This window comes from Streptomyces clavuligerus (genome assembly GCF_005519465.1).
Lineage (GTDB): Bacteria > Actinomycetota > Actinomycetes > Streptomycetales > Streptomycetaceae > Streptomyces > Streptomyces clavuligerus.
This window is the reverse complement of sequence record NZ_CP027859.1, coordinates 253,096-275,608: the sequence shown is the minus strand read 5'-3', so window position 1 is coordinate 275,608 and position 22,513 is coordinate 253,096. Positions and strand designations below refer to the sequence as shown.

At 71.5% G+C, this 22,513-nt stretch carries 23 protein-coding genes and 1 pseudogene; 12 read left to right on the top strand and 12 right to left on the bottom strand.

The genetic code is table 11. From position 1 onward, the window contains the following. The first annotated feature begins 2 nt into the window (after nt 1–2). The 4 genes from CRV15_RS29520 to CRV15_RS29505 all read left to right on the top strand — a co-directional run bounded on the left by CRV15_RS29520 (nt 3) and on the right by CRV15_RS29505 (nt 3,997). Nucleotides 3–1,055, top strand: coding sequence for a class I SAM-dependent methyltransferase (locus tag CRV15_RS29520; RefSeq protein ID WP_009999026.1), 1,053 nt, complete (start codon nt 3–5; stop codon nt 1,053–1,055). Nucleotides 1,056–1,137: 82 nt separating this feature from the next. Next, a complete protein-coding gene (locus CRV15_RS29515) occupies nt 1,138–2,109 on the top strand; it encodes an ornithine carbamoyltransferase (protein WP_003954564.1) in 972 nt (323 codons plus the stop codon). 104 nt (nt 2,110–2,213) lie between these two features. Continuing rightward, complete coding sequence (gene panD / locus CRV15_RS29510) at nt 2,214–2,636, top strand: aspartate 1-decarboxylase (RefSeq protein WP_003954562.1); 423 nt, start codon at nt 2,214–2,216, stop codon at nt 2,634–2,636. 113 nt (nt 2,637–2,749) lie between these two features. Continuing rightward, the gene (locus CRV15_RS29505; protein WP_003963012.1) at nt 2,750–3,997 is read left to right on the top strand and encodes an ATP-grasp domain-containing protein; all 1,248 of its coding nucleotides are present in this window, start codon (nt 2,750–2,752) and stop codon (nt 3,995–3,997) included. A gap of 164 nt (nt 3,998–4,161) precedes the next feature. Here CRV15_RS29505 and CRV15_RS29500 read toward each other — a convergent pair whose 3' ends face one another. The 5 genes from CRV15_RS29500 to CRV15_RS29480 all read right to left on the bottom strand — a co-directional run bounded on the left by CRV15_RS29500 (nt 4,162) and on the right by CRV15_RS29480 (nt 9,146). Beyond that, the gene (locus tag CRV15_RS29500; RefSeq protein ID WP_003954560.1) at nt 4,162–4,980 is read right to left on the bottom strand and encodes a S1 family peptidase; all 819 of its coding nucleotides are present in this window, start codon (nt 4,978–4,980) and stop codon (nt 4,162–4,164) included. A gap of 740 nt (nt 4,981–5,720) precedes the next feature. Then, nucleotides 5,721–5,954 (bottom strand): hypothetical protein, encoded by a 234-nt coding sequence (locus CRV15_RS29495; protein WP_230864333.1) that lies wholly within the window; start codon nt 5,952–5,954, stop codon nt 5,721–5,723. 563 nt (nt 5,955–6,517) lie between these two features. Then, nucleotides 6,518–7,201: a hypothetical protein gene (locus CRV15_RS29490; RefSeq protein WP_230864334.1), complete on the bottom strand. Its 684-nt coding sequence runs from the start codon at nt 7,199–7,201 to the stop codon at nt 6,518–6,520. A 181-nt stretch (nt 7,202–7,382) separates the two neighbouring features. Continuing rightward, entirely contained in the window at nt 7,383–7,865 is a 483-nt protein-coding gene (locus CRV15_RS29485) for a hypothetical protein (RefSeq protein WP_009999021.1), read from the bottom strand. 939 nt (nt 7,866–8,804) lie between these two features. Beyond that, complete coding sequence (locus tag CRV15_RS29480) at nt 8,805–9,146, bottom strand: hypothetical protein (protein WP_137986989.1); 342 nt, start codon at nt 9,144–9,146, stop codon at nt 8,805–8,807. Nucleotides 9,147–9,545: 399 nt separating this feature from the next. Here CRV15_RS29480 and CRV15_RS29475 point away from each other — a divergent pair, with 399 nt between their 5' ends. From CRV15_RS29475 to CRV15_RS29465, 3 genes are read left to right on the top strand one after another with little or no spacing between them, the layout of a single operon-like run. Continuing rightward, nucleotides 9,546–10,013: a hypothetical protein gene (locus tag CRV15_RS29475; RefSeq protein WP_009999019.1), complete on the top strand. Its 468-nt coding sequence runs from the start codon at nt 9,546–9,548 to the stop codon at nt 10,011–10,013. A 47-nt stretch (nt 10,014–10,060) separates the two neighbouring features. Next, on the top strand, nt 10,061–10,612 hold the full coding sequence (locus tag CRV15_RS37035) for a hypothetical protein (RefSeq protein ID WP_230864335.1): 552 nt from the start codon (nt 10,061–10,063) through the stop codon (nt 10,610–10,612). Further along, nucleotides 10,609–11,031 (top strand): hypothetical protein, encoded by a 423-nt coding sequence (locus tag CRV15_RS29465; protein ID WP_003963007.1) that lies wholly within the window; start codon nt 10,609–10,611, stop codon nt 11,029–11,031. Before CRV15_RS37035 ends, CRV15_RS29465 begins: the two co-directional genes overlap by 4 nt. Here the strand turns inward: CRV15_RS29465 and CRV15_RS29460 are convergent. Beyond that, the gene (locus tag CRV15_RS29460) at nt 10,941–11,468 is read right to left on the bottom strand and encodes a DUF7927 domain-containing protein (protein ID WP_009999015.1); all 528 of its coding nucleotides are present in this window, start codon (nt 11,466–11,468) and stop codon (nt 10,941–10,943) included. The genes CRV15_RS29465 and CRV15_RS29460 overlap by 91 nt on opposite strands. Before the next feature lie 242 nt (nt 11,469–11,710). Between CRV15_RS29460 and CRV15_RS29455 the strand changes: the two genes are divergently transcribed. Beyond that, a complete protein-coding gene (locus tag CRV15_RS29455; protein ID WP_003954546.1) occupies nt 11,711–12,583 on the top strand; it encodes a radical SAM protein in 873 nt (290 codons plus the stop codon). A 61-nt stretch (nt 12,584–12,644) separates the two neighbouring features. Next, complete coding sequence (locus CRV15_RS29450) at nt 12,645–13,829, top strand: methyltransferase domain-containing protein (protein ID WP_003963006.1); 1,185 nt, start codon at nt 12,645–12,647, stop codon at nt 13,827–13,829. A gap of 386 nt (nt 13,830–14,215) precedes the next feature. Here CRV15_RS29450 and CRV15_RS29445 read toward each other — a convergent pair whose 3' ends face one another. Next, on the bottom strand, nt 14,216–14,938 hold the full coding sequence (locus tag CRV15_RS29445; protein ID WP_003954542.1) for a ribonuclease H family protein: 723 nt from the start codon (nt 14,936–14,938) through the stop codon (nt 14,216–14,218). An 877-nt stretch (nt 14,939–15,815) separates the two neighbouring features. Between CRV15_RS29445 and CRV15_RS29435 the strand changes: the two genes are divergently transcribed. From CRV15_RS29435 to CRV15_RS29415, 3 genes are all read left to right on the top strand, one after another. After that, nucleotides 15,816–17,195, top strand: coding sequence for a HEAT repeat domain-containing protein (locus CRV15_RS29435; RefSeq protein ID WP_009999011.1), 1,380 nt, complete (start codon nt 15,816–15,818; stop codon nt 17,193–17,195). Nucleotides 17,196–17,547: 352 nt separating this feature from the next. Further along, entirely contained in the window at nt 17,548–17,856 is a 309-nt protein-coding gene (locus CRV15_RS29425) for a hypothetical protein (protein WP_003954537.1), read from the top strand. 507 nt (nt 17,857–18,363) lie between these two features. Continuing rightward, nucleotides 18,364–18,903, top strand: a complete 540-nt coding sequence (locus tag CRV15_RS29415; protein WP_003963001.1) for a GNAT family N-acetyltransferase — start codon at nt 18,364–18,366, stop codon at nt 18,901–18,903. Nucleotides 18,904–19,135: 232 nt separating this feature from the next. On the opposite strand, the gene CRV15_RS29410 is transcribed toward CRV15_RS29415, so the two are convergent. From CRV15_RS29410 to CRV15_RS37975, 5 genes and pseudogenes are all read right to left on the bottom strand, one after another. Further along, nucleotides 19,136–19,567, bottom strand: a complete 432-nt coding sequence (locus CRV15_RS29410) for a hypothetical protein (protein ID WP_003963000.1) — start codon at nt 19,565–19,567, stop codon at nt 19,136–19,138. A 37-nt stretch (nt 19,568–19,604) separates the two neighbouring features. After that, on the bottom strand, nt 19,605–20,222 hold the full coding sequence (locus CRV15_RS29405) for a GNAT family N-acetyltransferase (protein WP_003954533.1): 618 nt from the start codon (nt 20,220–20,222) through the stop codon (nt 19,605–19,607). Between the two features lie 470 nt (nt 20,223–20,692). Next, a complete protein-coding gene (locus CRV15_RS29395) occupies nt 20,693–21,238 on the bottom strand; it encodes a hypothetical protein (RefSeq protein WP_003954532.1) in 546 nt (181 codons plus the stop codon). Nucleotides 21,239–21,565: 327 nt separating this feature from the next. Then, nucleotides 21,566–21,850, bottom strand: a complete 285-nt coding sequence (locus CRV15_RS29390) for a hypothetical protein (protein ID WP_003954531.1) — start codon at nt 21,848–21,850, stop codon at nt 21,566–21,568. Between the two features lie 246 nt (nt 21,851–22,096). Continuing rightward, nucleotides 22,097–22,390: pseudogene (locus tag CRV15_RS37975) on the bottom strand (DUF6919 domain-containing protein); the annotation flags it as partial. Nucleotides 22,391–22,513: the final 123 nt, after the last annotated feature.

Sequence of the window (22,513 nt, the reverse complement as noted above, 5' to 3'; positions counted from 1 at the left end):
CGATGGACTCCGCCGATGTGAAGCTGCTCTACGAGGAGTTCCCCTACCCCTCGCCCACGGCCGAATCGGCCCTCATCGAGGACGTCGCGAACGGCCTCGGTTTCCTCGTCGAGGACGGTGAACTCGACGGCTGGAAGGTCCTCGACGTCGGCTGCGGCACCGGGCACCGGCTGCTGGGGATGGCGCTGCGCTACCCCCGGGCGCACTTCACCGGCGTGGACGGCTCGGCCGCCTCCCTGGCCGTCGCCCGCCGCCTCGCCGAACGGCACGGCGCCCGCAACGTCCGCTTCGTGGAAGGGCTGCTGCCGCAGCTCGACCTGCCCACCGACCACGACCTCGTGGTCTGCACCGGCCTGGTGCACCATCTGCCCGACCCGCGCGCGGGAATGCGCTGGCTCAGCGACCGGCTCGGCCCCGACGGGCTGCTGTATCTGTGGCTCTACCACGCGCTCGGCGAGCACCAGCGGCTGCTGGACCGGGAACTCGTCCGGCTGCTGCGCCCGGACGACAGCCGCGGCTCGGGCCTGGAGACGGTCCGGGCGCTCGGACTGACCCTGGCCGAGGAGCGCTACGGGACCGGGTCGGCCGCGGGGACCGAACGGGACGAGGTGCGGGCCGTCGCCGAGGCCGACGCCTATCTCCACCCCGTCGTCCACGCCTACCGCTTCCGCGACGTGGCCGCCCTGTGCGACGGGCTCCCCCTGGACTGGGCGGCGGCCTTCGGCGTCAACACCGACGGCGGCAGCAGGTTCATCGACCTCGCGAACGTCGAGGACGATCCGTATCTGTGCTGCCAGGGGCCCGAGCTGGTGCCCCCCGCGCTGCGGGACCGGTTCGCCCGGCTGGACGCCCTCGGCCGGCTGACCGCGATCGAGCTGGCCCTGCGGCCGACGGGCCTCAGCGTGGCGGCCGGCCGGGGCCGCGCCCTCGACCTGTGCGCACCCCGGCTGCACGGCAATGTCTTCGCCGCCCCCTCGCGCACCGCCCCCTCGCCCGGCTCCCTTTCGCCCGCCGGCTCCTCGTTCCCCGTTCCGCAGGACTCCACCACTCCGTAGCCCGGCGGCACCCGGGCCACCGCCCGCCGTCCGCCGTCCGTCCGCCGTCCGCCGTCCGTCCACCGATCCAGGAGAGAGCGCCATGCGGCACCACCCCGCCCCCGTACGGCACCTGCTGTCCCTCAACGACCTCACCGACGAGGAGCTGTACACCCTCGTCGACCGCGCCCACGCGTACGCCCGGGGCACCCTTCCCCGCGCGGAACCGCTCGCCGGACGGGTGGTGGGCACCTACTTCCGCACCACCTCCACCCGCACCCGCACCGCCTTCTCCGTCGCCGCACTCAGGCTCGGCGCGCGGGTGGTGGCCTACGGCCCCGGCGACCTCCAGGAGAACACCGGCGAGAGCGCCGACGACACCGGCCGGGTGCTCGGGCTGATGCTGGACGGCCTGGTCGCGCGGACCTCGTCCGCTGCCGCCGAACTGCGCACGATCGCCTCCTGGAACTCCATGTCCGTCGTCAACGCGATGACCGAGGACGAGCACCCCACCCAGGCGGTCACCGACCTGTCGGCGATGCTCACCGTCCTCGGCCGGCTGGAGGGCCTGCGGGTGCTCTACGTGGGGGAGGGCAACAACACCGCCGCCGCGCTCGCGCTCGCCCTCCCGCGCTACCGGGACACCGAGCTGTATCTGCGCACACCCCCGGGGTACGGACTGCCGCAGCCCGCGCTGGGCCGGGCGGGGACGTACGCCGCGGCGCACCGGGCGCTGGTCGAGGAGCGCCACGACATGGACGGGCTGCCGGACGATGTCGACGTCGTCTACACCACCCGGTGGCAGACCACCGGGACCGCCAAGCACACGGCCGACTGGCGGGAGACGTTCGCCCCCTTCCGGGTGGACGCGGCCCTCATGAAGCGCTACCCGGGCGCGGTCTTCCTGCACGACCTGCCCGCGCACCGGGGCGAGGAGGTCGACGCCGAGGTCCTGGACGGCGACCGCAGCGTCGCCTTCCAGCAGGCGGCGCACAAGCTCCACGGCGCGATGAGCGTCCTGGAGTGGTGCCTCGCCGACAGGACGGACCAGTCGGGCCAGTCGGACCGGACCTGAGCGCCGGCGAACGCCTCCAGCGCCCCGCCCCCGGCGCACCACCTTCAGCGCACCGCTCTCAGCGCCCCGAACGACCCGAACGCTCCGCGAACGAGGAGGACGCCATGTATCTGACCATGCTCAAGTCCAAGATCCACCGGGCCACCGTCACCCAGGCCGATCTGCACTACGTCGGATCGCTGACCCTGGACGAGGAGCTGATGACCGCGGCCGGTCTGCTCCCCGGCGAGAAGGTCGACATCGTCGACATCGACAACGGCAACCGGCTCTCGACCTATGTGATCAAGGGGCCGAAGGGGTCCGGTGTGGTCGGCATCAACGGCGCCGCCGCCCGGCTGATCGGCGTCGGCGACCTGGTGATCGTCATCGCCTACCGGATGTGCCCGGAGGCCACGGCGGGGGAGCAGGAGCCCCGCGTCGTCTTCGTGGACGAGCACAACCGGGTCGCCACGCTCGGCCAGGACCCGGCGGACCCCGGCGCCCTGCCCGGGGCGCGGCGCGGCGACGCCGTCCACACCGCGGGCTGAGCCCGGCCCCTCGGCCCGCGGACAGACCTCCCGGCCACGGAGCCCGGCCCCCCGATCCTCCGACCCCGATCCGCCCCCCGATCCTCCGATCCCGCGATCCACTGAGGAATGCCATGCCCACGAGCGCACCCACCGCCGTCGTCGTGGACGGCTACTACAACGCCGCCTCGCTGCCGCCTGCCTTCGCCCGCCGGGGCTTCTCCGTCGTGCATGTGCAGAGCACACCGGAGCCGATCCCCTCCTGGACCCCGCCGGACCTCTCGGTCTACCGGGAGAACATCGTCCACACCGACGACGCCTCCACCGTGCGGCGGCTCAAGGAGTACGACCCGGTCTGCGTCATCGCGGGCCAGGAGCCCGGGGTGCCGCTGGCCGACCGGCTCAGCGAGACGCTGGGGCTGCCCACGAACGGCACCCGGCTGTCCGGGGCCCGCCGGGACAAGTACGCCATGGCCGAGGCCCTGCGCGCGGCCGGGCTGTGCTGCGCGGACCAGTTCCGCAGCGGCCGGGCGGACGAGATCGTCGCCTGGGTCCGGGCCCGGGGGAGCTACCCGGTGGTGCTGAAGCCGCTCCGTTCGTGCAACACGGACGGGGTCACCGTCTGCGCCACGGCCGACGAGGTCCGGCGGGCGGCCGAACAGGTGCTGACGAGCCGGGACGCCTTCGGAGCGCCGAACACCGAAGTCCTCGTCCAGTCCTACCTCGACGGCGACGAGTACATCGTCGACACCGTCAGCCGCGACGGGGAACACTTCGTCAGCAGCGTCTGGAAGTACGAGAAGACCCTCGTCGACGGCCGGAACCTCTACGACAAGGACATCCTCGTACCGCCCGGCGACGCGCCCGCGCCCCAGCTCATGGCCTATGTGCGCCAGGCCCTGGACGCCCTGGGCATCCGCCACGGGCCCGCGCACAGCGAGGTGAAGATGACCTCCCGGGGGCCGGCGCTCGTGGAGACCGGGGCCCGGCTCAGCGGCGGCATGCTCCCCGAGGTGCACGACCTGTGCCTCGGGCAGAACCAGGCGGATCTGACGGTCCTCGCCCACACGGATCCCGGGGAGTTCCGGCGGCGTTACGCGGGACGGAGCTACCGCCCCCGCCAGGCCGCGATGGGATACACCGTCGCGACCACGGCGGACGGTGTCGTCCGGGCCGTCGACGAGGAGGTCGTGGCCCGGATCGGCGCCCTGCCGACCGTGCGCCGGACGGTGCTGAACCTGGCGCCGGGGCAGCGCATCCGGCCCACGGTCGACCTGGCCACCTGCACGATGCGGGTCCATCTGACCGGGCCGACCCAGGAGGCGGTCCTCGCGGACTACGCGCGCGTCCGCGCCCTCAAGGACCGCGTCTACGTGCTGTGACGGCCCGCCGCCTCAGCGTTCGACCCGGCCGCGGAGGGCGAGGACGACGAGGGCGAGCAGGGCGGGTCCGACGGGGGAGCAGTTCCCTGAACGATTGACCGGGCTGCTCCCCGCCCGTTGGCCGACCACTTGGACAGACCCGCAGTGCCGGACCTGATCAGTCGTCAGGGGGTGTCGATCTGCTTTTTGATCAGGTCGGTGTAGGCGGAGGCGCGCATGTAGAAGTCGGCCCTGTCCGGGGCCGAGCAGCCCATCGCGCTGTTGAAGGAGATCACTCCGGCGAGTTTGCCGCCGATGACCAGGGGGCCGCCGGAGTCGCCGCTGCAGAAGCCGGTTGAGTTGGCGGTGTAGGAGGCGCAGAGCATGGTCTTCGCGTCGTGGATCTTCTCGGCCTTGGTGCAGTCGGCGGCGGGGAGGATGGTCTCGTTCAGTGTCCGCAGGCTCTCGGAGACGGTCAGCGGGTCGCCGTCGCTGGTCATGCCCCAGCCGTAGAGGGTGCCGACCGTACCGGCGGCGGTGAAGGCGGTCTCGCCCTGCTTGGGCAGGGCGAGAGCGGTGCCCGAGGCGTCGCTGTCGAGGGTGAGGACGGCGATGTCGTTGTTCTGGGGGTTGGGGAGCTTGCCGTAGTCGGGGTGGATCCAGGCCCGGGTGACCTTGGCGAGCTTGCCTCCGGTGTCCTTGACCGGCTTGGTACGGCCGGTGATCACCTCAAGGCTCGCGGCGCCGTTGTCGGCCGCGCGGACGCAGTGGGCCGCCGTGACGACCTTGCGCGGGGCGACGATCGTTCCCCCGCACCGCTTCCAGTCGAGGCCGTTGAGCCGGATGAACGCCGTGTAGGGCGCGTCCTTGATGGCAACCGTCTTCCCGCCCAGGATCGGCGGCGGGGCAGCCGCCGCCGGGGCCGCCGGGGCGAGCAGCGCCGCGGACAGGGCGAGCACGGCGGCGGGCCAGAGGGTCCGGTGGAACCGCACAGGAACTCCCATCAGTAGTCACATGAACACGGTGAGCTTCCCCTTTCGTGGCCTGGCCGTGAAAGACGCTTTCCGGTCGCCTTGATCACGCCCCGTGCTCTCGCGGGGTTTCCCCCGCCGGACCGCCGGTGCACGGATACCGGCCGGGCCGCCCTGCCCCGTGGTCAGGCCGCGCAGGGCAGGGGGAGTGCCCCGCGGGGGTGGACTGTGCGCCCCCGCGGGGCGTGGCCGGGGACAGGACGTGCCCGCCACGACGGGGCACCACTGCGGTGCGGGGCTCCACGGGCCGCGCCGCACCGCCGGGCGGGACGGCACCGGCACGCACTCCTTCGAGCAGTACCGCGGCGGGAAGCAGGGCACGCCGCCGCGGGAGGGGAGCGGTCGGCGGCAGGCCGGGCAGGTTCCGGTCTCCTTCCGGATCCGGCGTGCCTCCGCGGTGGCGACGGAGTCGAGCCGTTGCCGTTCGCGGTCCATGGAGTCCCGCACGGCCAGGGCCTCCTCGGGGTTCCCGTACACCTTGTCGATCAGGCCGGGGTCCTCGAAGAGCGCGTGGAGCAGGGCGGTGGAGACCGTCCCGTACGCGCCGTGGGCGACGGCTGCCCTGACCAGGAGGTCGGCGTGGGGATGCTTTCGAGGACGGCGGGATTGCCCCGGCTGTGCTCGTCGTACTGAGCGCGCCCCCACGCCTGGGCCATGGAGCAGAGGGCGTCCGGGGAGCAGTCGGCGAGGTGCGCCTCGCACCGGGTGAGGGCTCAGATCACCATCCGGCGGGGGCAGGTGGGGGTGCGGCACAGCTCGTGCACGAGGTCCTGGTTGAGGTCCAGTTGGAAGCTGCGCCCGGCGAGCCCGGAGACAGCGACAACGGCGCTCTCCGGCGAGGACACCGCCTCCGGGCGGAGCCGAGCACCGGTGCCCTCCTGCGCCAGGCGCCCGGCGGGCTCCGTCCAGAACGGGACCGGGCTCCCCAGAACGTCCGGAGCGAACACGTCCGGAGTGAACTCCTCCGCCTCGCCTCGGCCGCACCCCCCGTCGACGCGGACCCGCGGGCGGGTGGCCGCCGCTGCGCGCGCCGTGTTCGGCTTCACCCACCGTCCGGCGTGGACAGACGCCCCCCAAGTCCCGGTGCTCGACCGGTTCTTCCGCAGCGTGCACCACTGTGCCCCGGACGCGTTGCGGCGGGGCGGGTGGGGCCGAGTACGTCGGCGGCCACCTGGCGGGTGTGCTCAGCGGCACGGCACACCTCCGTGAGGGCGTCGCCGTGCTCGGACACCAGCCGGAGGCAGACGGGTGTGTCGGGTCCGGTTGCCCCGTGATCGTGCACCGTGCTCGCTTCTCTCCGGCCCGCCGGGAGGCGGGGACTTCTGCCCAGGCTGTGCGTCGTGCCCGGCACAGCGGCACAGGGCGTGCAGGACAGCGATGGCGTTGACGGGGATGACGGCGTCCTGGGCGGGGAACGGGGCGTAGGTGGGGTTGCGGGCCGCGAGCCGGACCGGCCCCGGCACACCGGTCGCTTGCTGACTTGGCTCCGGCGGGCGAAGGTCCGCAATCCTCAGCGGGCGGCCCAACGCGCTGGGCCGAGGCTGTCCGGCTCGACCGTGTGACGGGACCCGAGTAGGGGCAGGGGAGCGTACGGCCGTGCTTCGGGCGGGGTGCGCGGGGCGCGGCGGCAGTCCCGGCGGGGACGCCGGGGGAGGGCTGATGCCGTGGGGTGTGCGGTGGCGCGGTGAGCACGTCGGAGCGCGCCGCAGTGGGTCAGCTCTGTGCCGGGGTCCAGCGCTTGACGATGCGCGGCCCGGAGTACGGGGCCGGCCAGGTCTGGAGCCGGACCTCCGCGGTGGTTTTCGGGCTCCTCGTCGGACTCGGACCAGCGGACGGCGGCGGCGATGTTCCGGCGCGAGGCGCGGACCCGGCTCCAGCCGGCAGGCGCGTCGAACCGGGCCGCGTCGTCCAGGCAGTCGGTGCAGCCCATCACGAGGAGCTGTCCCAAGGGGGTGTGGAGGCTCGCCTCGACGACGTGGTCGAACTCGTCGCTGTCGTTGTCCGGCCGGTGGGCGAGGACGTATACGCCGACCGCCACGGTGTCGTTGACCGCCGTACCGATGGCCAGGGCGTCGTCGAGCACGGCGAGTCCGTCCAGGACGGTCTGACGGGTCCACACGCCGCCGAAGTCGCCTTCGGACCGTTCGTCCAGGACGTGGATCTGGAAGCAGTCCGCGAAGCGCTCCCCGGTCACCCTCCACGTCCCGGCCTCGGCGCGCCACCACCAGGGACCGTGGCCGGCACGGGCGTGAGGCACCGCGCCGCCCAGGGACGCCGCCACCTCGTGCGGCCGCATCCCGAACCGCAGCGGGCCGCACACGCTCCAGCGGCGTCCAGTCCCAGCGGGACCGCTCCCGGTCACCGGGCACGGGCCCTTACCCCGCCCCCGTATCCGGCTCCGGCCTGCGGTCCTGTCGCCACCGCCGGACCGGCTCCGCCCCGCAGGGATCTGCCGCCAGGCCGGGAGCGGTGAACAGGGCATTGGTGAGCACCCGGTCCGTCCGCTGCCGGTACCCGCCTGGCATCACCTCCCACTCCTGCCCGGCGCCCAGGGACAGCCCCCACACCGTGGCCCGCGGATCACCGCCCCGGCTCACCCGCACGGTCACGGCCTCCCGGCGCGCCAGGCCGTGAAGATCCGCGTACACCTCGGACGGCACCCGGCCGACCAGCTCGACACCTCCGAGGCGCACCGGCGGCCCGCCCTGCGCGGCGACCGCCACCGTGACCAGTCCCGGCCGCGGGCCCGGCCCGTAGAGCGCGGTCACGCCCGTCTCGCCGTACTCCTCCCACACCCCGCCCCGCGACCGCTCCGCGACGGCCCCGCCCACCGCGTCCGCGACCCGGTCCGGGCTCATCGAACCGCAGCGGCCCCACCCCCACCAGCGGATCAAGCACCCACCGCGCCCGCTGTCCCGTGTTCCACCCGTGCACCCCGACCCCGACCTTCAGCTCTCATCCCGGTATATCCGGTGAATCCCGGTCAGCGATCTATGCAACTCCTCTGACACCGCGTCCGCCGGACGATGAGCAGACCGGTCCGGTCCCGGACGGGCATCAGGGACGGCCCTGGGCCGGCTTCCGCAGCCGACGGGCGGGTTGCCCCCGACGGGCAAGACCCCGCGGACCCCGGAAAGCCCCCGAAGCCGGGCGCGCGGTTCCCGCACACGCTGCCCGGCCGGGGTGCGTGATCCTCCTCCGCGTGCTCACCCCGGGCCGCTACAGCGATCCCCGCACACGTCGGCATGCCGCGAACCGCCGATGTTCGCTGTCACCCCGCGCGGACGCCGCACCCGGGCGACGCCGCCGGACAAGGACCGCACCAGGGTCCCGCGCAGATCACCAGCAGAGACCCCTTCTGCCCGGCACCGTGTACGCGACGTCCGGCGGGAAGTGTGGGAGACCCCGCTGTGGAGACGACCGTGACCAAAACCGGCAACGACCATCTCAGCATCGTGCCTGCGAGATCGCCCGTGCGACCGGCCGCCGCTGCCCCGACGTCCCTACCGGACTCCGCCACCGCACCCCCGGCCCCACGGTCCGCCGAACTGGTGCTCCTCTGCCCCGGCATGGCCCCCCCCCGCGCAGCGAACAGCCAGGGCCTGCTCCAGGAGCGTGCCGCCCGCCGGTACCGGCTCCGCCACACCTGTCCCCGGAGGACCTGGCCCATATCTCGCCGTACCTGACGGAGCACATCAACCGGTTCAGCGAGTACTCCACGCACGAGCTTGGCCTCCGGCCCGAGGCGTACGGCCCGAAGCAGGACGTCGACTTCACCCCGTCGCGTGAGCAGGACCTTAGGCCAGTGGGCGGCGCAGAAGGAAGATCCAGTAGCCGCCGTTGGCCTGGGAGATGGGGGCGACGACCTCCCAGCCGTCCGCGCCGAGATCCGTCAGCTGGGCGATGTTCCCGTTGGGCTGGGCGCTCGCCCAGATGTACTCGTAGCCGGTGCCGGCTCTCAGCGCGGGACCCGGCGCCGTGATGGGAGACCGGTTCGGCGCGGCGGCCGGGGTGGTGACCGTCGCCCCGGTGACACCGAACACGGCGGCACCCGTCAGGGCGGCCCCACCGAGGGCGGCCGCGCGGCGCCACCGTGGGCGGGCGGGCCGCCGTGGTGCGCTGTCCGGTGAAGTGGTCACCGTTGCTCCTCCAGCGTGGTGGGGCACAGGGGATGGGTACGGGCCGAGTGTGCGGGAGCCGGTCACCCCGGTGTCGGGAACCCGCCCCGCCCGGCCGGAAGATCACACCATCGGGTCACCGGGGGAGTGGGTTTGCGGTACGGGGCGCCGGGCCTGGGACACCCAGGTGGCCGGATGATGTGGTCCGTGCGGGTGCAGCTGCGGTGCGGCGGCGTGACAGAGCGGGTGGCGACGGGAAAACGGCCTGCGAATCCCCGGTACCGGACCCTGGTACCGGATCCGGTCCGTACTGGAAGGGACCCGTATCCGGAGGGCCCGTAAAGGCTCGTACCGGGTCGGGGCGGTGGAGGTGCGCGTCCCACCGGGGCTGTGCGCGTTGTGCTGTGTGAGGAGAAGCCCATGTCCGGACCCAGACGGCGGAACCGGCGCGTGGCGGTGCTGGCGGTACCGCTGTTCGCCCTCGTGGCCGGTGGCGCTGCACCGGCCGCCCAGGCGAGTGCTCAGCCGCCCCGGGCCGGGGCGGCACCGGTGGCGGAGGTGTGTCTGGACGCGACGGTCACCGGGGGAACCCTGTCGCTGTGCGATGCCGCGGCCGGCACCCAGGCGGTGAAGCGGCTCACCTTCACCAACCCGGGGCGGGCCCGCCGCGATCTGTCCGTGGTCGTCTACGACTGCGCTGTCTTCAACCCGGGCATTAAATGTCAGGACCCGCCGGTCGCGACCTACACCATCGAGTGGCGGCAGGTGCGGTCGAAGGAGAGTGTGTCGGCGGACCTCCAGCTGAAGAATCCCTTGGGCCCTCTTGTGTACTGGACCGCGGACCCCGACACCCAGGCGACGGCACTCCAACTGGCGGACCTGTCATGAGCCGGCCGTGGCAGGGGATCCGACGCCGGGCGGGCGTGGTGGCGGGTGTGTGCGTACTGGCCGTCGGCGGGGCGGCACCTGGCGCGGCCGCGGCGGCGGATCCCTGGAATGTGCAGTGCGACGGTCAGTGGCACTTCGTCCAGGTGGGCGAGCCGGAGATCACCCGGGTGGTCGCGGACCGGTTCCTCTTCGACAACCGCAAGGGGACCGAGCCGATGGAGTACACCGAGCGGGTCAGCGAGACCTTCACCCGCTCCTTCAGCAACTCGACCAACCTCGGCATCAGCGCCACCGCCAGCTTCAACGCCTGGTTCGTGAGCGTGGAGACCATGCTCTCCGCGGAGTTCGGCTTCACCGCCGCCCAGGAGAACACGGTCGAGAAACAGACCGAGGTCCGCTACACCGCCAACCCCGGCACCGGAGCGATCTACTACATCGGTCTGAACACCGTGACGACCCGGGGCTACTACGAGCGCATCCTCGGCTGCGACACCCCCCAGCAGCGCTACCAGAGCACCGGTCTGGTCAGCGAATCGGCCCCCGGTGTCGGCAAGGCGCTGTGGGCCGAACCCCTGCCCGCCCTGGAGACCACCTCATGACCGCCCGCCGTATCCGGTCGCGCGCCGCTGTCCTTGCCGCGGTCCTCACCGCCGCTTTCACCTGCGCCGGGACGACCACCGCCCAGCCTCCGCCACCGCCCCAGCTCAACCCGCCCGGTATCCACATCCTCAACGAGGAGGTCGAGTACGGTCCTGGCTGCCCCGGCGGCTGGCTGTGCGTCTTTGAGACCTCCGACTACCGGTACGCGTCGTTCGCGCTGCTGCCCGGAGTCGATGTGGCGGATGTCAGCCGGCTCAGAAACCGCTGGGTGAAGCCCTACGACCGTTTCCAGTCCTGGTCGAACAACACCCTGCTGACCTACTGCGCCTATCCCAACCCCGGTTTCTTCGGCCCGGAGACCACCCTCGCCCCGGGTGCCTCGGCGAATCTGACGTTCAAGTCGTTCAGGGTGTGCTGAGCCCGTCCCCGCGCGGGGACGGGCCCGGTGCCACTCTGACCGGTTCCCCTCGGGTGGCACACGCTCCTTGCCGGACAGTTGTTGCCGGGGGTGTCGGAGACCACGGTGTTGATCAGTTTGAGGTCACCGAAGGTACGGGCGTTGGTGGTGACGGAGAAGGTGATGGTGGCGTTCTCCCCGGGGGCGAGGGCTCCGCTCCAGGTCAGGACGGGCTCGTCATAGGTGGTGGTACCGCGGGTGGCGGTGGCGTCGCCGTTGTAGCGGACGTCGTCCAGCAGCTCGCTCAGATCATCGGTGAACGAGGCCGGTCCGGCGGCCGGGTAGGCGGTGGCGCCGGTGTTGGTCACGGTGATCGTGTACTCGACCGTGGCCCCGGCCTTCACGGTCGCCGGGCCGTTCTGCTTCTTGGCGATGGTCAGGCCCGGCCGGCCGGTCACAGTCGTCGTGGTGGTGGACTCGTTGCTGCCCGGGTCCGGCCTCCGCTGTGTCGAACGGGGCAGCGTCAGGATCCGGACGAGGGGTGGTCTTGACCCCGTCCCACCGGTCGGCGTTCCGGTCCCCCGCCGGCCAAGGGTCGTGGGCGATCCGGCCGCGCCCCCTGTCTGCTCACCCCGTCGCACCACCAAGTTCCCGCAAAATCAGGGTGGTTGACGCATCCCCTGCGCCTACCCTTTCTTCTATGACGATCGCTGCGGAGGCGCCCGCCACACCTCTGCGATTCCTCTCGTTGGAGATCACCGCCCGGTGCCAGCTGACCTGCCCTGGCCACTGCTATGCCCAAGCCGGGCCGACTCTCGGACACGGTGCGATGGCCACCGGGGACTGGCACCGGATGGTCGACGAGGCCGCTGCCCTCGGCACGACCACGATCCAGCTGATCGGCGGAGAGCCCCTGCTCCGCCCCGACGTCATCGAGATCGCCGAACACGCGCTCCGGGCGGGCCTGCGCGTGCGCGTCTACACGAATCTCGTGCGGGTGCGTGACAAACACTGGCGGCTCTTCGAACGCTCGTGGGTCAGCGTCGCCTGCTCGTACTACAGCGGCGTTGCCGCGGAGCACGACAAGGCCACCGGCCGGGAGGGCTCTCACCGGGCGACGCGCGCCAACATCGCCGAGGCCGTCCAGCGGGGCGTCCGGCTGAGGGTCGCCATCCTCGACGCGGGCGACCACGAGCGCGCTGAACGGGCCCGCGCCGAGATGGAGAACCTGGGCGTCCGCGAGGTCCACGTCGACCGGGTCCGGCCCTTCGGCAACGCCGCCGGGGCGTCGCCGCCGGACGCGTCGGCCCTGTGCGGGCGGTGCGGGGACCAGAGGGCGGCGGTCCTCCCCGACGGGCAGGTGGCCGTGTGCGAGATGGGCCGGCACCTGACGGCCGGAAGTGTCGCCGGCGGCGCGAGCCTGGCGTCGGTCCTCGGCTCCGGCCGGTGGGCCGCGACGACCGCGAGTGTCCCGCGCCGCACCGGCGCGCACCCCTGCGCCCCCGACTGCGAACCTTCCGCTTCCGACTCCTGCGCGCCCGCCAAGGCCAAACCCTGCGGCCCCCTGGGCTGATCCACACCACCGGACGACCCGGCCGGGCGGCCCGCCCGTCCCTGAAAGAGAGCCTGCATTCATGCACCGGACATCACCGGACTGGGAGCGGCATGCCGCCCGGATGGCCGATGCGACCGTACGGCCCGAGTCCCGCTGGCACCGCCCCCTCGCCACGACCGCCCGGCACCTGTTCGTGCCCCGCTGGTGGACATGGACACACAGCGAACGGGAGGGACGATGGGCCTACGAGCTGCACGACGGGCCCAGCGCACCCGAGGCATGGATGAACAGCGCCTACGACAGGCACACCACCCTGACCACGCGCGTCGGGCGGCACCACGCGGACCACGCCACTCCCGGAACCCTGATCCCCGAGACGCGGCCCACCTCGTCGTCCACGCTGCCCCGGCTGGTCGTGGAGATGTACCGGCACGCGGTCATCGCCGATGACTCCCGCACCCTGGTGACCTGCGGAAGCGGGTACGGCACCGCGCTCGCCTGCCGGCGTCTGGGAGCCGATCGTGTCACCAGCGTCGACGTGGACCCGTATCTCGTCCAGGCGGCCCGTGAACGGCTGGACGCCATCGGGCACCGGCCGAGGCTGGAGGTCTGCGATGTGACGGGCGAGCTTCCCGGCAGCTTCGACCGCATCGTCTCCACCGTCTCGGTGGAGACGATCCCCGCCTCCTGGCTCACGGCGCTCGCACCCGGCGGCCGGCTGGTGACCACGCTGGCCAGGACGGGGCTGGTCATCGTCGCGGACAAGACTGCTGACGGGGGCGCCACCGGCCAGGTCGCCCCGGAGGCGGCGGCTTTCATGAGCACCCGTCACGGCGACGACTACCCTCCCGGCCCCGACAACACCGTCCTGTGGACCACCGCGCGGACCGCCGAGGGCGACAGCGTCACCACGGGCCGCTACCCGGTGATGCGCGTGAACGACGCCTGGGACGTGCGCTCCACCCTTGAACTGATGGTCCCCGGCGTCGAGCACCGCATGGACGACAGCCCAGGCGGCGCCCGCACCGCCTACATGCTGCACCCGGACGGCTCCTGGGCCCGCGCCGCGGCAGCCGGGCCCCGGGACCTGCCGACCGTCCACCAGGGCGGGCCCCGCCGGTTGTGGGACGAACTGGACAAGATCCGCACCTGGCTCGTCATCGACGGCGACCTGCCCGTCGCCGGAGCAGCCGTCACCATCGACCCCGACGGCACCTGCCACCTCAACCGCAGCGGCTGGACGGCAACCATCGGAGCCCGGTGACCCTCACCCCTACCGACAGGCCATCCCGGCACACGGCCCCGGACGGCCGGCTCCCGCCGCGCCCTCGGCCCGGGCGTCCTCATGCCTCCGGAAACGCTCCCGGTCCACAAGCGCGCAGGCGGACGGTGTACCGGGTCACGGCCGCGCGGCAGGCGCGCAACGTTTTATCGCGATCGAGCCGACTGCCCGGTGCCGGCTGACCTGCTCGCACCGCTACGCGTAGTCCGGGCCGGCGTGCGGGCCCGTGAACAGGGGCCCGTACGGGCTCGGATGCTCGAACTGCAAGCCCCGGGATCGGACACCGTTTCCTCAGATCCGCGGACGGTCCGCGCTGAGCGGCTTCACGGCCCGGCTGTTCACGGCCCGGCTGTTCAGGGTCGGGCTGTTCAGGGTCCGGTGGTCCCCGAGGGTGTCCGGCAGCCGGGGTGGCCCCATCCTGTGCCGACTCTGGTGATCTTGCTTCCGGCCGGGTAGGAGCCGCCGCAGGGGCACCGGCCCGGGAACTTGGCGGCGATCGTCCGGGTCCCGCCCTTCGCGGGGCTGAGGGTCTTCTTCTGCCGCCCGGGCGCCGACCGCGCGCCACCCGCGGGCCGCGCGCGTTCGGGTGCGGGGGTGGGGAGGTCGTGGTGACCGTGGGCGGTGCCGCCCGGGTTCTGGGTCGCGGCGGCGTCGCTGGCGGCCTGATCGGCGATCGCGTTCAGGAGGTCACCGTCCTGCCGGTGCGCGGGGACGTGGACGAGGGTGACATCACGCCCCGCCAGGAGGGCGTCGATCCGCTCGACCAGGTCCCGGTTGGCGACCGGGCCGCCGCTCGCGGTTCGCCAGCCGTTGCGTTTCCAGCCGGGCAGCCACTGGGTGACGGCCTTCATCGCGTACTGCGAGTCCATCCGCACCTCCAGGGGAGTCGCCGGCGGTGTGGATTCCAGAAGGCGCAGGAGTGCGGTGAGCTCGGCGACGTTGTTCGAGGCGGTGCCCAGGGGGCCGGACTCCCAGCGCTGCGGCACACCGTGCGCATCGGCGACCACCCACGCCCATCCGGCTCTGCCGGGATTTCCCTTGGACGATCCATCGGCGGCGGCGACAATGCGGTCATTCATGACCCCGATCATGCCACCCGGGTTCCAGATCCCTCTCATCCCCGGGTGAGCGACGGGACACGGCGACCGTCTGCACCGGAGGGAGAGCCGCATCACCGCGAGGGTTGAGTCATGAGTGAGGATATGAGGATATGCGGGATCAGGCACCGGAATGAATGCGAGCGAGACGCCTCCGAGGTACTCCGTGAATCCCTGCACGCGCTCCTCGGCTCGACCTCGAGTCCACCCCGGCTCTGAGCGACGAGGAACTCATCGCGAGAATTCACGCATCCGCTGCCCCCGGGTCGTCGTGTGCAGTTCGGTGTGCTGGATGCGGGCCGGGTCGGTGGCGGTGATGTGGGTCGGCCTCGGCAGCCTGGAGGCTCCGTCCCGGACGGCGCGGCTGATCATGCGGGTGGTGACGCCGACGACAGCGACCAGAGCGACCGGGGTGGCGCCCGCGATGGCGAATGCGGCGGGGTCGACTCCGCCCCGTGTCCGGATGACCAGCGTTCCCGTGCCGTCGATCGGACGGCGGCGACTGCGGCGGCGGTCAGCACTCCGGCGATGTCCGCTGCGAGCCGGGACACGGATGGTCTTCCGGGCTGGGCCACGGGCGCGGGGGTGTTCCCGGGATGGTGGGCGGCAGTGATGATCCGGCGGGCCTCGGCCTCGTCGTGGGCCTCGATATCGGATAGGGGACGGATGTCCACGGTGGTCTCCTCGGAGCGGGAGCGTGGGGGCTTGGGCGGGGTCAGCGGGCCCTTGTGCTTCCGGACTCGGGTTCACCGCTGAGCAGCGTCCGCAGTCGGCCGACGTCGACCCGGCCGTGGTTCAGGCCGCCGTACATCAGCATTGTCCCGCTGGTCCGGGTACATTGCTCTCTTTGAACACATCATCAGGAGGATTCTTGATCGGGCTGTCGTCGGACCTGACCGACCGACTGGTCAGCGCAGTGCTCGCCAGGGACACCGTCACCGTGCGGGGCTGTCTGGAACAGGGTGCGGATCCGGACACCTTGGGCTCCGACGGGTTGCCCTTGTTGTGTACCGCGGTGGCCGGGTTCGATGACCTCACCGCCGAGGTCCTGGTCGATGGTGGTGCCAACCAGGACCTCGTACTTCAGGATGGCAGCACCCCCTTGCTGCGAGCCGTCGACACCGGCTCTCCCACGCTGGTCACCATGATCCTGGGGGAAGCTCCTCGGCTCCGCCTTCCCGCGGCACACCGACAGCGACTGCTCGATCTGGCCCGGCACTGGTACGAGGTCGGCGTGGTCGAGGAGCTGCGCCGCCGGACCGGGGCTGCCGGGCCCGCCGTCACACGCCGCATCGACGTCCTGCCGACTGCCGACACGATCGACGAGGTTTCCCTCGGCGGCCTCACCGCGCGGGCCGGGCACGGCGCGATCCTCACCCAGCTCGAGTGGCACTTCGGTGTCATGCCGCCCGTCACCGAATTGATGGCACGCGCCGTCGCGCACGCGGAGGACGAGGACAGCAACTGGTTCGCCGCCGCCTACTTCCTGGGTCAGAGGAGGGGCCCGCGTATCTGGTCGGAGCTGACCGCTCTGCGCCGGGATCCCGATCCCGTGCACCGCCGCTTCCTGGCCTCGGTCCTGTGGCACCGGTGCTTCCACACTACGGTCGACCGCGCGTCGGACACTGCCGAGGATGCCGACTTCCTGGCGTCCTGGGCGCAGGACGAGCCCGATGGGCAGGTGCTCGCTGCGGTTCTGGACGTCTACAACCACCACTGCGCGGAGCACTCGGACGAGATGGCCATCGGTCTGCGGTACGCCGACCATCCGAACCCCCGCGTCCGCAGCGAAGCGGCGTTCTGCATGAGCCGGGAGCGGACCGCGCGCAGCGAGGCGGTCACATCCGCACTGCTCGGCATGGCCGTCGACTCCGAGCCGGCCGTCAGAGCATCTGTGGCGCAAGTACTCAACCCGCGGTTCGCTCCCGACAACGAGCTCGTTCCGGGGATCCGGGACGCTCTGCTCGTCCTGCTTCGCGACGATGACCTCGGGGTGCGGCGCCACGCTGCCGAGTCCCTGTCTGCCTCCGATGACCGGACGCCCCCGACTCTGCATGCCCTCGTCGCGCTCCTCGACGAGGATGACAAGGATCTGCGTCTGGAGGCGGCCTTCGCGCTCGCCTGCCGCGACGACCCGAGAGCCGAGTGGGCGTACGAGCGGGTCGGACCGCTCAATGAATTCTCTGAGCATGATCATCGACTGTTCGCCCTGCGGCGGTACCGCACTCGCAATCAGCCAGACCGAGGCTGACAGGCCGATCCGAGTCATGGCATCAGCGGGGCAGCGCACCGGTGCGCTCGGGGCGGGCGGCGTTGATGTGGGGGGCATGGCGGTTTCCTCGGTGATGCGGCCCGCTTGCCCACTCCGGCGACGTACCGGTCGACTTCCCGGGACAAGAGCTGCCACGGCATGGTGCCGTGGTACTCACAGCTTTCGAGCACCGGCCTGACCAGCTCGTCCAGCGTCCTCGGCGCCAGCCTGACCGCGTCCCTCGCACACTGGTACTCGGACAGGGTGTCGGGAAAGATCTCTCCACCGATGCGCCGCACATCCGGTTGTGACGGGGGTGCTGTCCGGTGACGCTTCCTGGAATACTCTGCGGATGCCCACCTGGATGACTCCTCGTCGCTTAGGCACAGCAGCCGCCCTGTACGCCGTGTTCATCGGCGGCTGGTATCTCGGCCAACCACTCCCTCAGGTCGGCTGCAACCCCTCCGGCCCCGCGACCGCGTCCGAGAGCCCGGTGGAAGTCGGTGAACCCGGCGACGTCTCCGGTGACATCTCCCGGGTGTACCGCAACGTCGAGGGCGTTGTGACCATGCAGGTCTTCTCCAGCGCCGCCATCGCCCCGTGCGCTCCGGAGACCCCGCGCCCCCGCCTGGTGGCCTGGCTGACCGGCGACTGGCGCTGACAGCAGCGGCCCGGTTCACGCCGCTTCCACGGAGAACCCCGTGGGCCCGGTCCCGTGGGCGAGGCAGAGAAGCCGCACCCGCCCGGCGGCGATGCCCCGCTCCGGCCGGAGACATTGTGGAGAAGACCTCCAGCGGACCCCGTACGCACGACCGGCTACGGGGCCTTCGATCCGGCCCAGCGCGACGGACAGGACCTCGACCGCCTCCAGGCCGTCATCGACCGCACCCTGGCTTCAGCCGGACATCATGGCGGAGTCCGCGAGATCACACCTGGCCACCACGGTCTCCCGCTCCGGTAGCTCCATACCCGTATCCAACGACACCACCGACGCGCCGACGGCGTGCTGGAGCGCACGGTGCGCATGGCGTCGGTAAGCCGGAGGCCGTGCTGTGACCGCATCGGTGGTCGCTGCTTTGTCCAGTCGTGCATGCTCTCTTCTGCGTGACGGTGTCGCCCTGACGAAAAGGGATTGCTTTGAGGCCAGAGCTCACGTTGGCTGGGCAGCATGGCTGAACTGCGTACCGATCGCCTCACTCTCCGCCGGTGGCGTGACTCCGACCTTGAACCGTGGGCGGCGGTGAATGCCGACCCCGAGGTCCGGGAGCACTTGGGCGGTCTGCTGACCCGCGAACAGAGTGATGCCTCCGTGGCACGGTTCCAGGCCGATTTCGACCGGCGGGGGTACGGGTGGTGGGCTGTCGAGGTGCGGGCCACGGGCGGGTTCATCGGCTTCGCGGGCTTGGACCAGGTGGATGACGGCATGCCGTTCACGGGAGTGGAGATCGGCTGGAGGCTCGCCCGCTCGGCCTGGGGCCAGGGCTACGCCACCGAGGCCGCGCTGACGGTCCTGGCTTTCGGCTTCGACGTTCTTGAGCTTCCTGAGATCGTCGCTGTGACGACGGTCACCAACCTCCGTTCGCAAGCGGTGATGCGCCGGATCGGTATGACCCGGAACCCGGCCGACGACTTCGACGACCCCACCGTGCCCGAAGGACCGCTGCGTCCGAATGTGCTGTACCGCATCGGCCGTAGTACGGGGATCTGACGTTTCTGTACCGGATCGCTTGATCAGGCTGCGGTCGCGAGGGGGTGTCCGTCCCGGCGGATACCCCCTCGCTGCGGATGCGGGTGTGTTCTCGGCGCTGGAGGGTAAGGACCGTCGGGGTGGCGGGCGCTGGCGTTGCGCCAGTGCAGGTAGCGGTGGAGGGCACGGGTCCGCATCGTGCGGTCGGGTTGGCCCAGGAGGTTCGCTGCGGAGTTTGATTGCTCGTGCTTCTTCACACGGAGTCCAGAAGAACCGAGCCGATCCGCCCCGGTCCGGCTGCCCGGAGGGGGAGGAGGCCGAGCGCCGCGCCCGCGCCGTCGGCGAGGAAGCCCCGGAGGTCCACGCTGTCCTCCGTTCCGCACGGGACGGCTCCGCACGGGGCGGCGGTCGCCGCCGGGGCCGGATGGCCGGTCCAGAACCCGAGGGTGTCCGGGGCGCGCCTGGTCAGGCGGGTGAGGATGCGTCGGTAGACCGCGCGGGGGAGCCCGATGTCCCCGTCCTCCCAGGCCGCCACCAGGCGCGTGGTGCAGCCGACCGTCTCGCCCCTCTCCGTCCCGGTGGTGACGATGAGGCGGGCGAACTCCTGTCGTTGAACACCTGCCGGTGGTCCCGCCACCGGCCGCACCTGCTTGTTGCTCACCGGCAGCAGAGACTTCAGCATCATGAACGGAACAACGGGCGGCCTCGCGCCAGCAGCACGGTCAGCCCGCCGTGTGGCCGGCTGTTGCCGGACGTCCACCGTGCTGGAACCACTCCGGCGCCAGAATCGACATCACCGTCGCGTCCACCCGTTCGCCCTCCCAGAGCAGTGCGTCACGCAGTACGCCCTCGGCGACGAACCCCGCCTTCTCGTAGGCGCGGCGGGCTCGCGGGTTGAACGCGTAGACCTCCAGCGAGATGCGGTGCAGCCCCAGCTTCTCGAAGCCGTAGCCGACGGTCAGACGGGTCGCCTCCGTCCCCAGACCGGATCCATAAGTCCCGGGCACCAGACAGATGCGGAAGCTGCAGCTCTCGTTGCCCGGGTCCCACCCGTTGAGGACCACCTCGCCGACGATGCTCCCCGTCGCCAGCTCGACCACCGCCAGGTCCAGCCGGTCGTCCTGCTGCCGGCGGCTTTCGTACCAGGCGTGTATGCGCCTCTCATCGAGTGGCCCGTCGTCATGGCTGCCGGTCAGCCGTGATGTCTCGGCGTCCATGAGCATGGGCATCAGCGCAGGCATGTCATCGGCCGTGACCGGCCGGAGCAGTACCTGTTCCCCGCCCAGCGACGGCTTGCTGAGAAAATCCGGGCGCGAAGCATCTCGAACATGATCAACCATGGCCGCATTGTGCCCGACCGACCCACCCGACAGCCCCCCGATAATTGCCACAGACCCCTTGCGACCGGGGACACAGGGCCTGCGCCTTCTGGCTGCAGAACGAGTTCACGGTCACCGGCAACCCCACCACAGTGGAGTCATCCAGAGCGCCATCGGCAGGCCGGTGCCGGTGATCCTCCACGAGCTGGAGTACTACGAGGAAATCGCTCGCCGGACCGGGCGGCCGACCCGCCAGGGCTCGTCGACGAGTTCACCGTCTGGGTCCACACCGGGTGAGGCGTCCCGGCAGTTCCCATTCCCGCCTCCACCATCAGCGATCTGCCCGCGGGACGTGATCTCCCACCACCGGGGCCTTCATCGCCCTCGGCAGGACCGAGCGGTCCGGCATCGGGGTCGCGCGACCTTGAGCCTGAACCCACTTCACGGGTGTCCGGGTGCGGGAGTACCGAGTACCTCGTGGCCGTCTTTGCTCATCGGAGCTCAGGCAGTGGTCCGGGGGTTTTCGGGTAGCAGCCTTCTTCAAGCCGGAAGAGGTACTTCCGGAGGTCCGTGCCGAGCCCTTCGGTGATGTAGGCGGCGAAGTCCCTCAGCCCCTCCGCGGCTTCCCGCTCGTCGGTCCTGTCGCTGGACGACCATCTGGGCAGGAGGGACTCCAGGTGCCCGGTGACCCGCCCGCGGTCGTGCCACCAGCCCCGGACGGCCTCGGGTGTCCATCGGCTGTCGCCGTCGCAGGCGTAGCCGCGGTACGGATCTACCTGGGCCGCTGTCACCAGGTTCAGGACCTCGGCCGTGGTCGCCGGCTGGCGATACACGTACTCACTGAAGTGCTCGCCGCCGTAGAGCACACGACGCGGTGCGTGCAGCCGGCCCGTCCAGCAGTTGTCGGCGATGCCGGTGTAGAAGGGGCCGGGAACGTTCAGCCAGAGCCGGTCCTCCCAACGCCCGCCGAAGGACGTCTCGGGCTCGCCTTCCGGGAGCGCCGCTACCGGTTCCCAGCACAACTCTTCGTACGCCATCCGCGAAGCCTAGGGCCGATCCGAGGGGAAGGACCTCCCAACGCCGGCGCTGCTTGGTCCGGTGCCGCATCGGATGTCGGGTATGCCGAGGTGCGGGGGACGGCAGCCCGGCCGTAGATCCTCCCCCAGGATTTTCACGGCGTGAAATTTCGGGGCGGCAAGGGCAACGGGAGGTACGAGCTGCAGCGTGGCCCGGAAACGCACGAAAGGGTCCGTGCCCCGGAAGCCGAGCTCGGCTTCCGGGGCACGGACCCTTTCGTGCGGGATACGTGGCGGTGAGGTCGGCGGGCCCTGGGCGTTTCCGGGCTCGGGTTCACCGATGAGCTGTCAGAACGGTGGCTCGTTCCAGGCGGGGGAGGGCAGGAGTCGGATGCGTAGTTCGCGCCGTTTCGCCCAGCAGCCGCATGCCTCCATGTCGGGGAAGGCTCCGTCTGTCCACCAGCCGCCGTTTCCGTGGCATTGGGGGCAGGCGGGCCGGGGACGGGCGGCGATCTCGATGCGGTGCCGGTCGGCGTAGAGCTTGAGGCGGCAGGCGTTGAGCACGACGGCGACCGTCACCGCGGCGAACGGGACGGCGAGCAGCAGCAGGGTGGTGTGTGGGCGGGGCAGCATGGGGGTGTTCCGGTGGTCTGGGTGGTGGTGAGGGTGGTCCAGAGGTGTGTGGAGGGGCCCCAGGTGGTGTCGGTGAGGGTGATGTGGGTGGCTCCGGTGAGGGCGGTGAGTGCGTCGGGGTGGGTTCCGGTCCAGAGCTGTGTGAGGTGGTCCGGGTGGTAGGGGTCGCCGAACCAGATGGTCGGCTGTCCCGTTGCGGCAGGTGACCGGGATGGGTCCGCGGTCGGCTGTGGTTCCGGGCGGGTTGAGGATCAGGTGGAGGTCGTGGGCCTGGGCTGTCCTGGTCAGTGCGTGGAGGAGGGCCTGGTCCGTGGTCCAGCCGTCGACGGCCGCCCGCTGTGTGCGGACGGTGCGGTTCCAGCGGCGGGTGGGGGAGTGGCCAGGCTGGCTGTTGGCGGTGACGAGGCCTGTGCGGTTGAGGCGTGCGAGTACGGGTACGACTGGCGAGGTCCTGGGGTTCGGGCCGGTGCCCCGGTAGGCGGGGTGGTGGCGGAGGGTGCCTTCCAGCCAGTCGGCGGTGAGGTGGCCGAGGTCGGTCATGGTGCGGGCGGTGGCCCAGCGGGCCCGGTCCGTGCGGTGGGTGGTCCGGGGCAGTCGGATTTTCACGGGGCAGTCCCTTCGATCGATGCGGGCGGCCGGATCAGGTGCAGGCGGGGCAGTTGA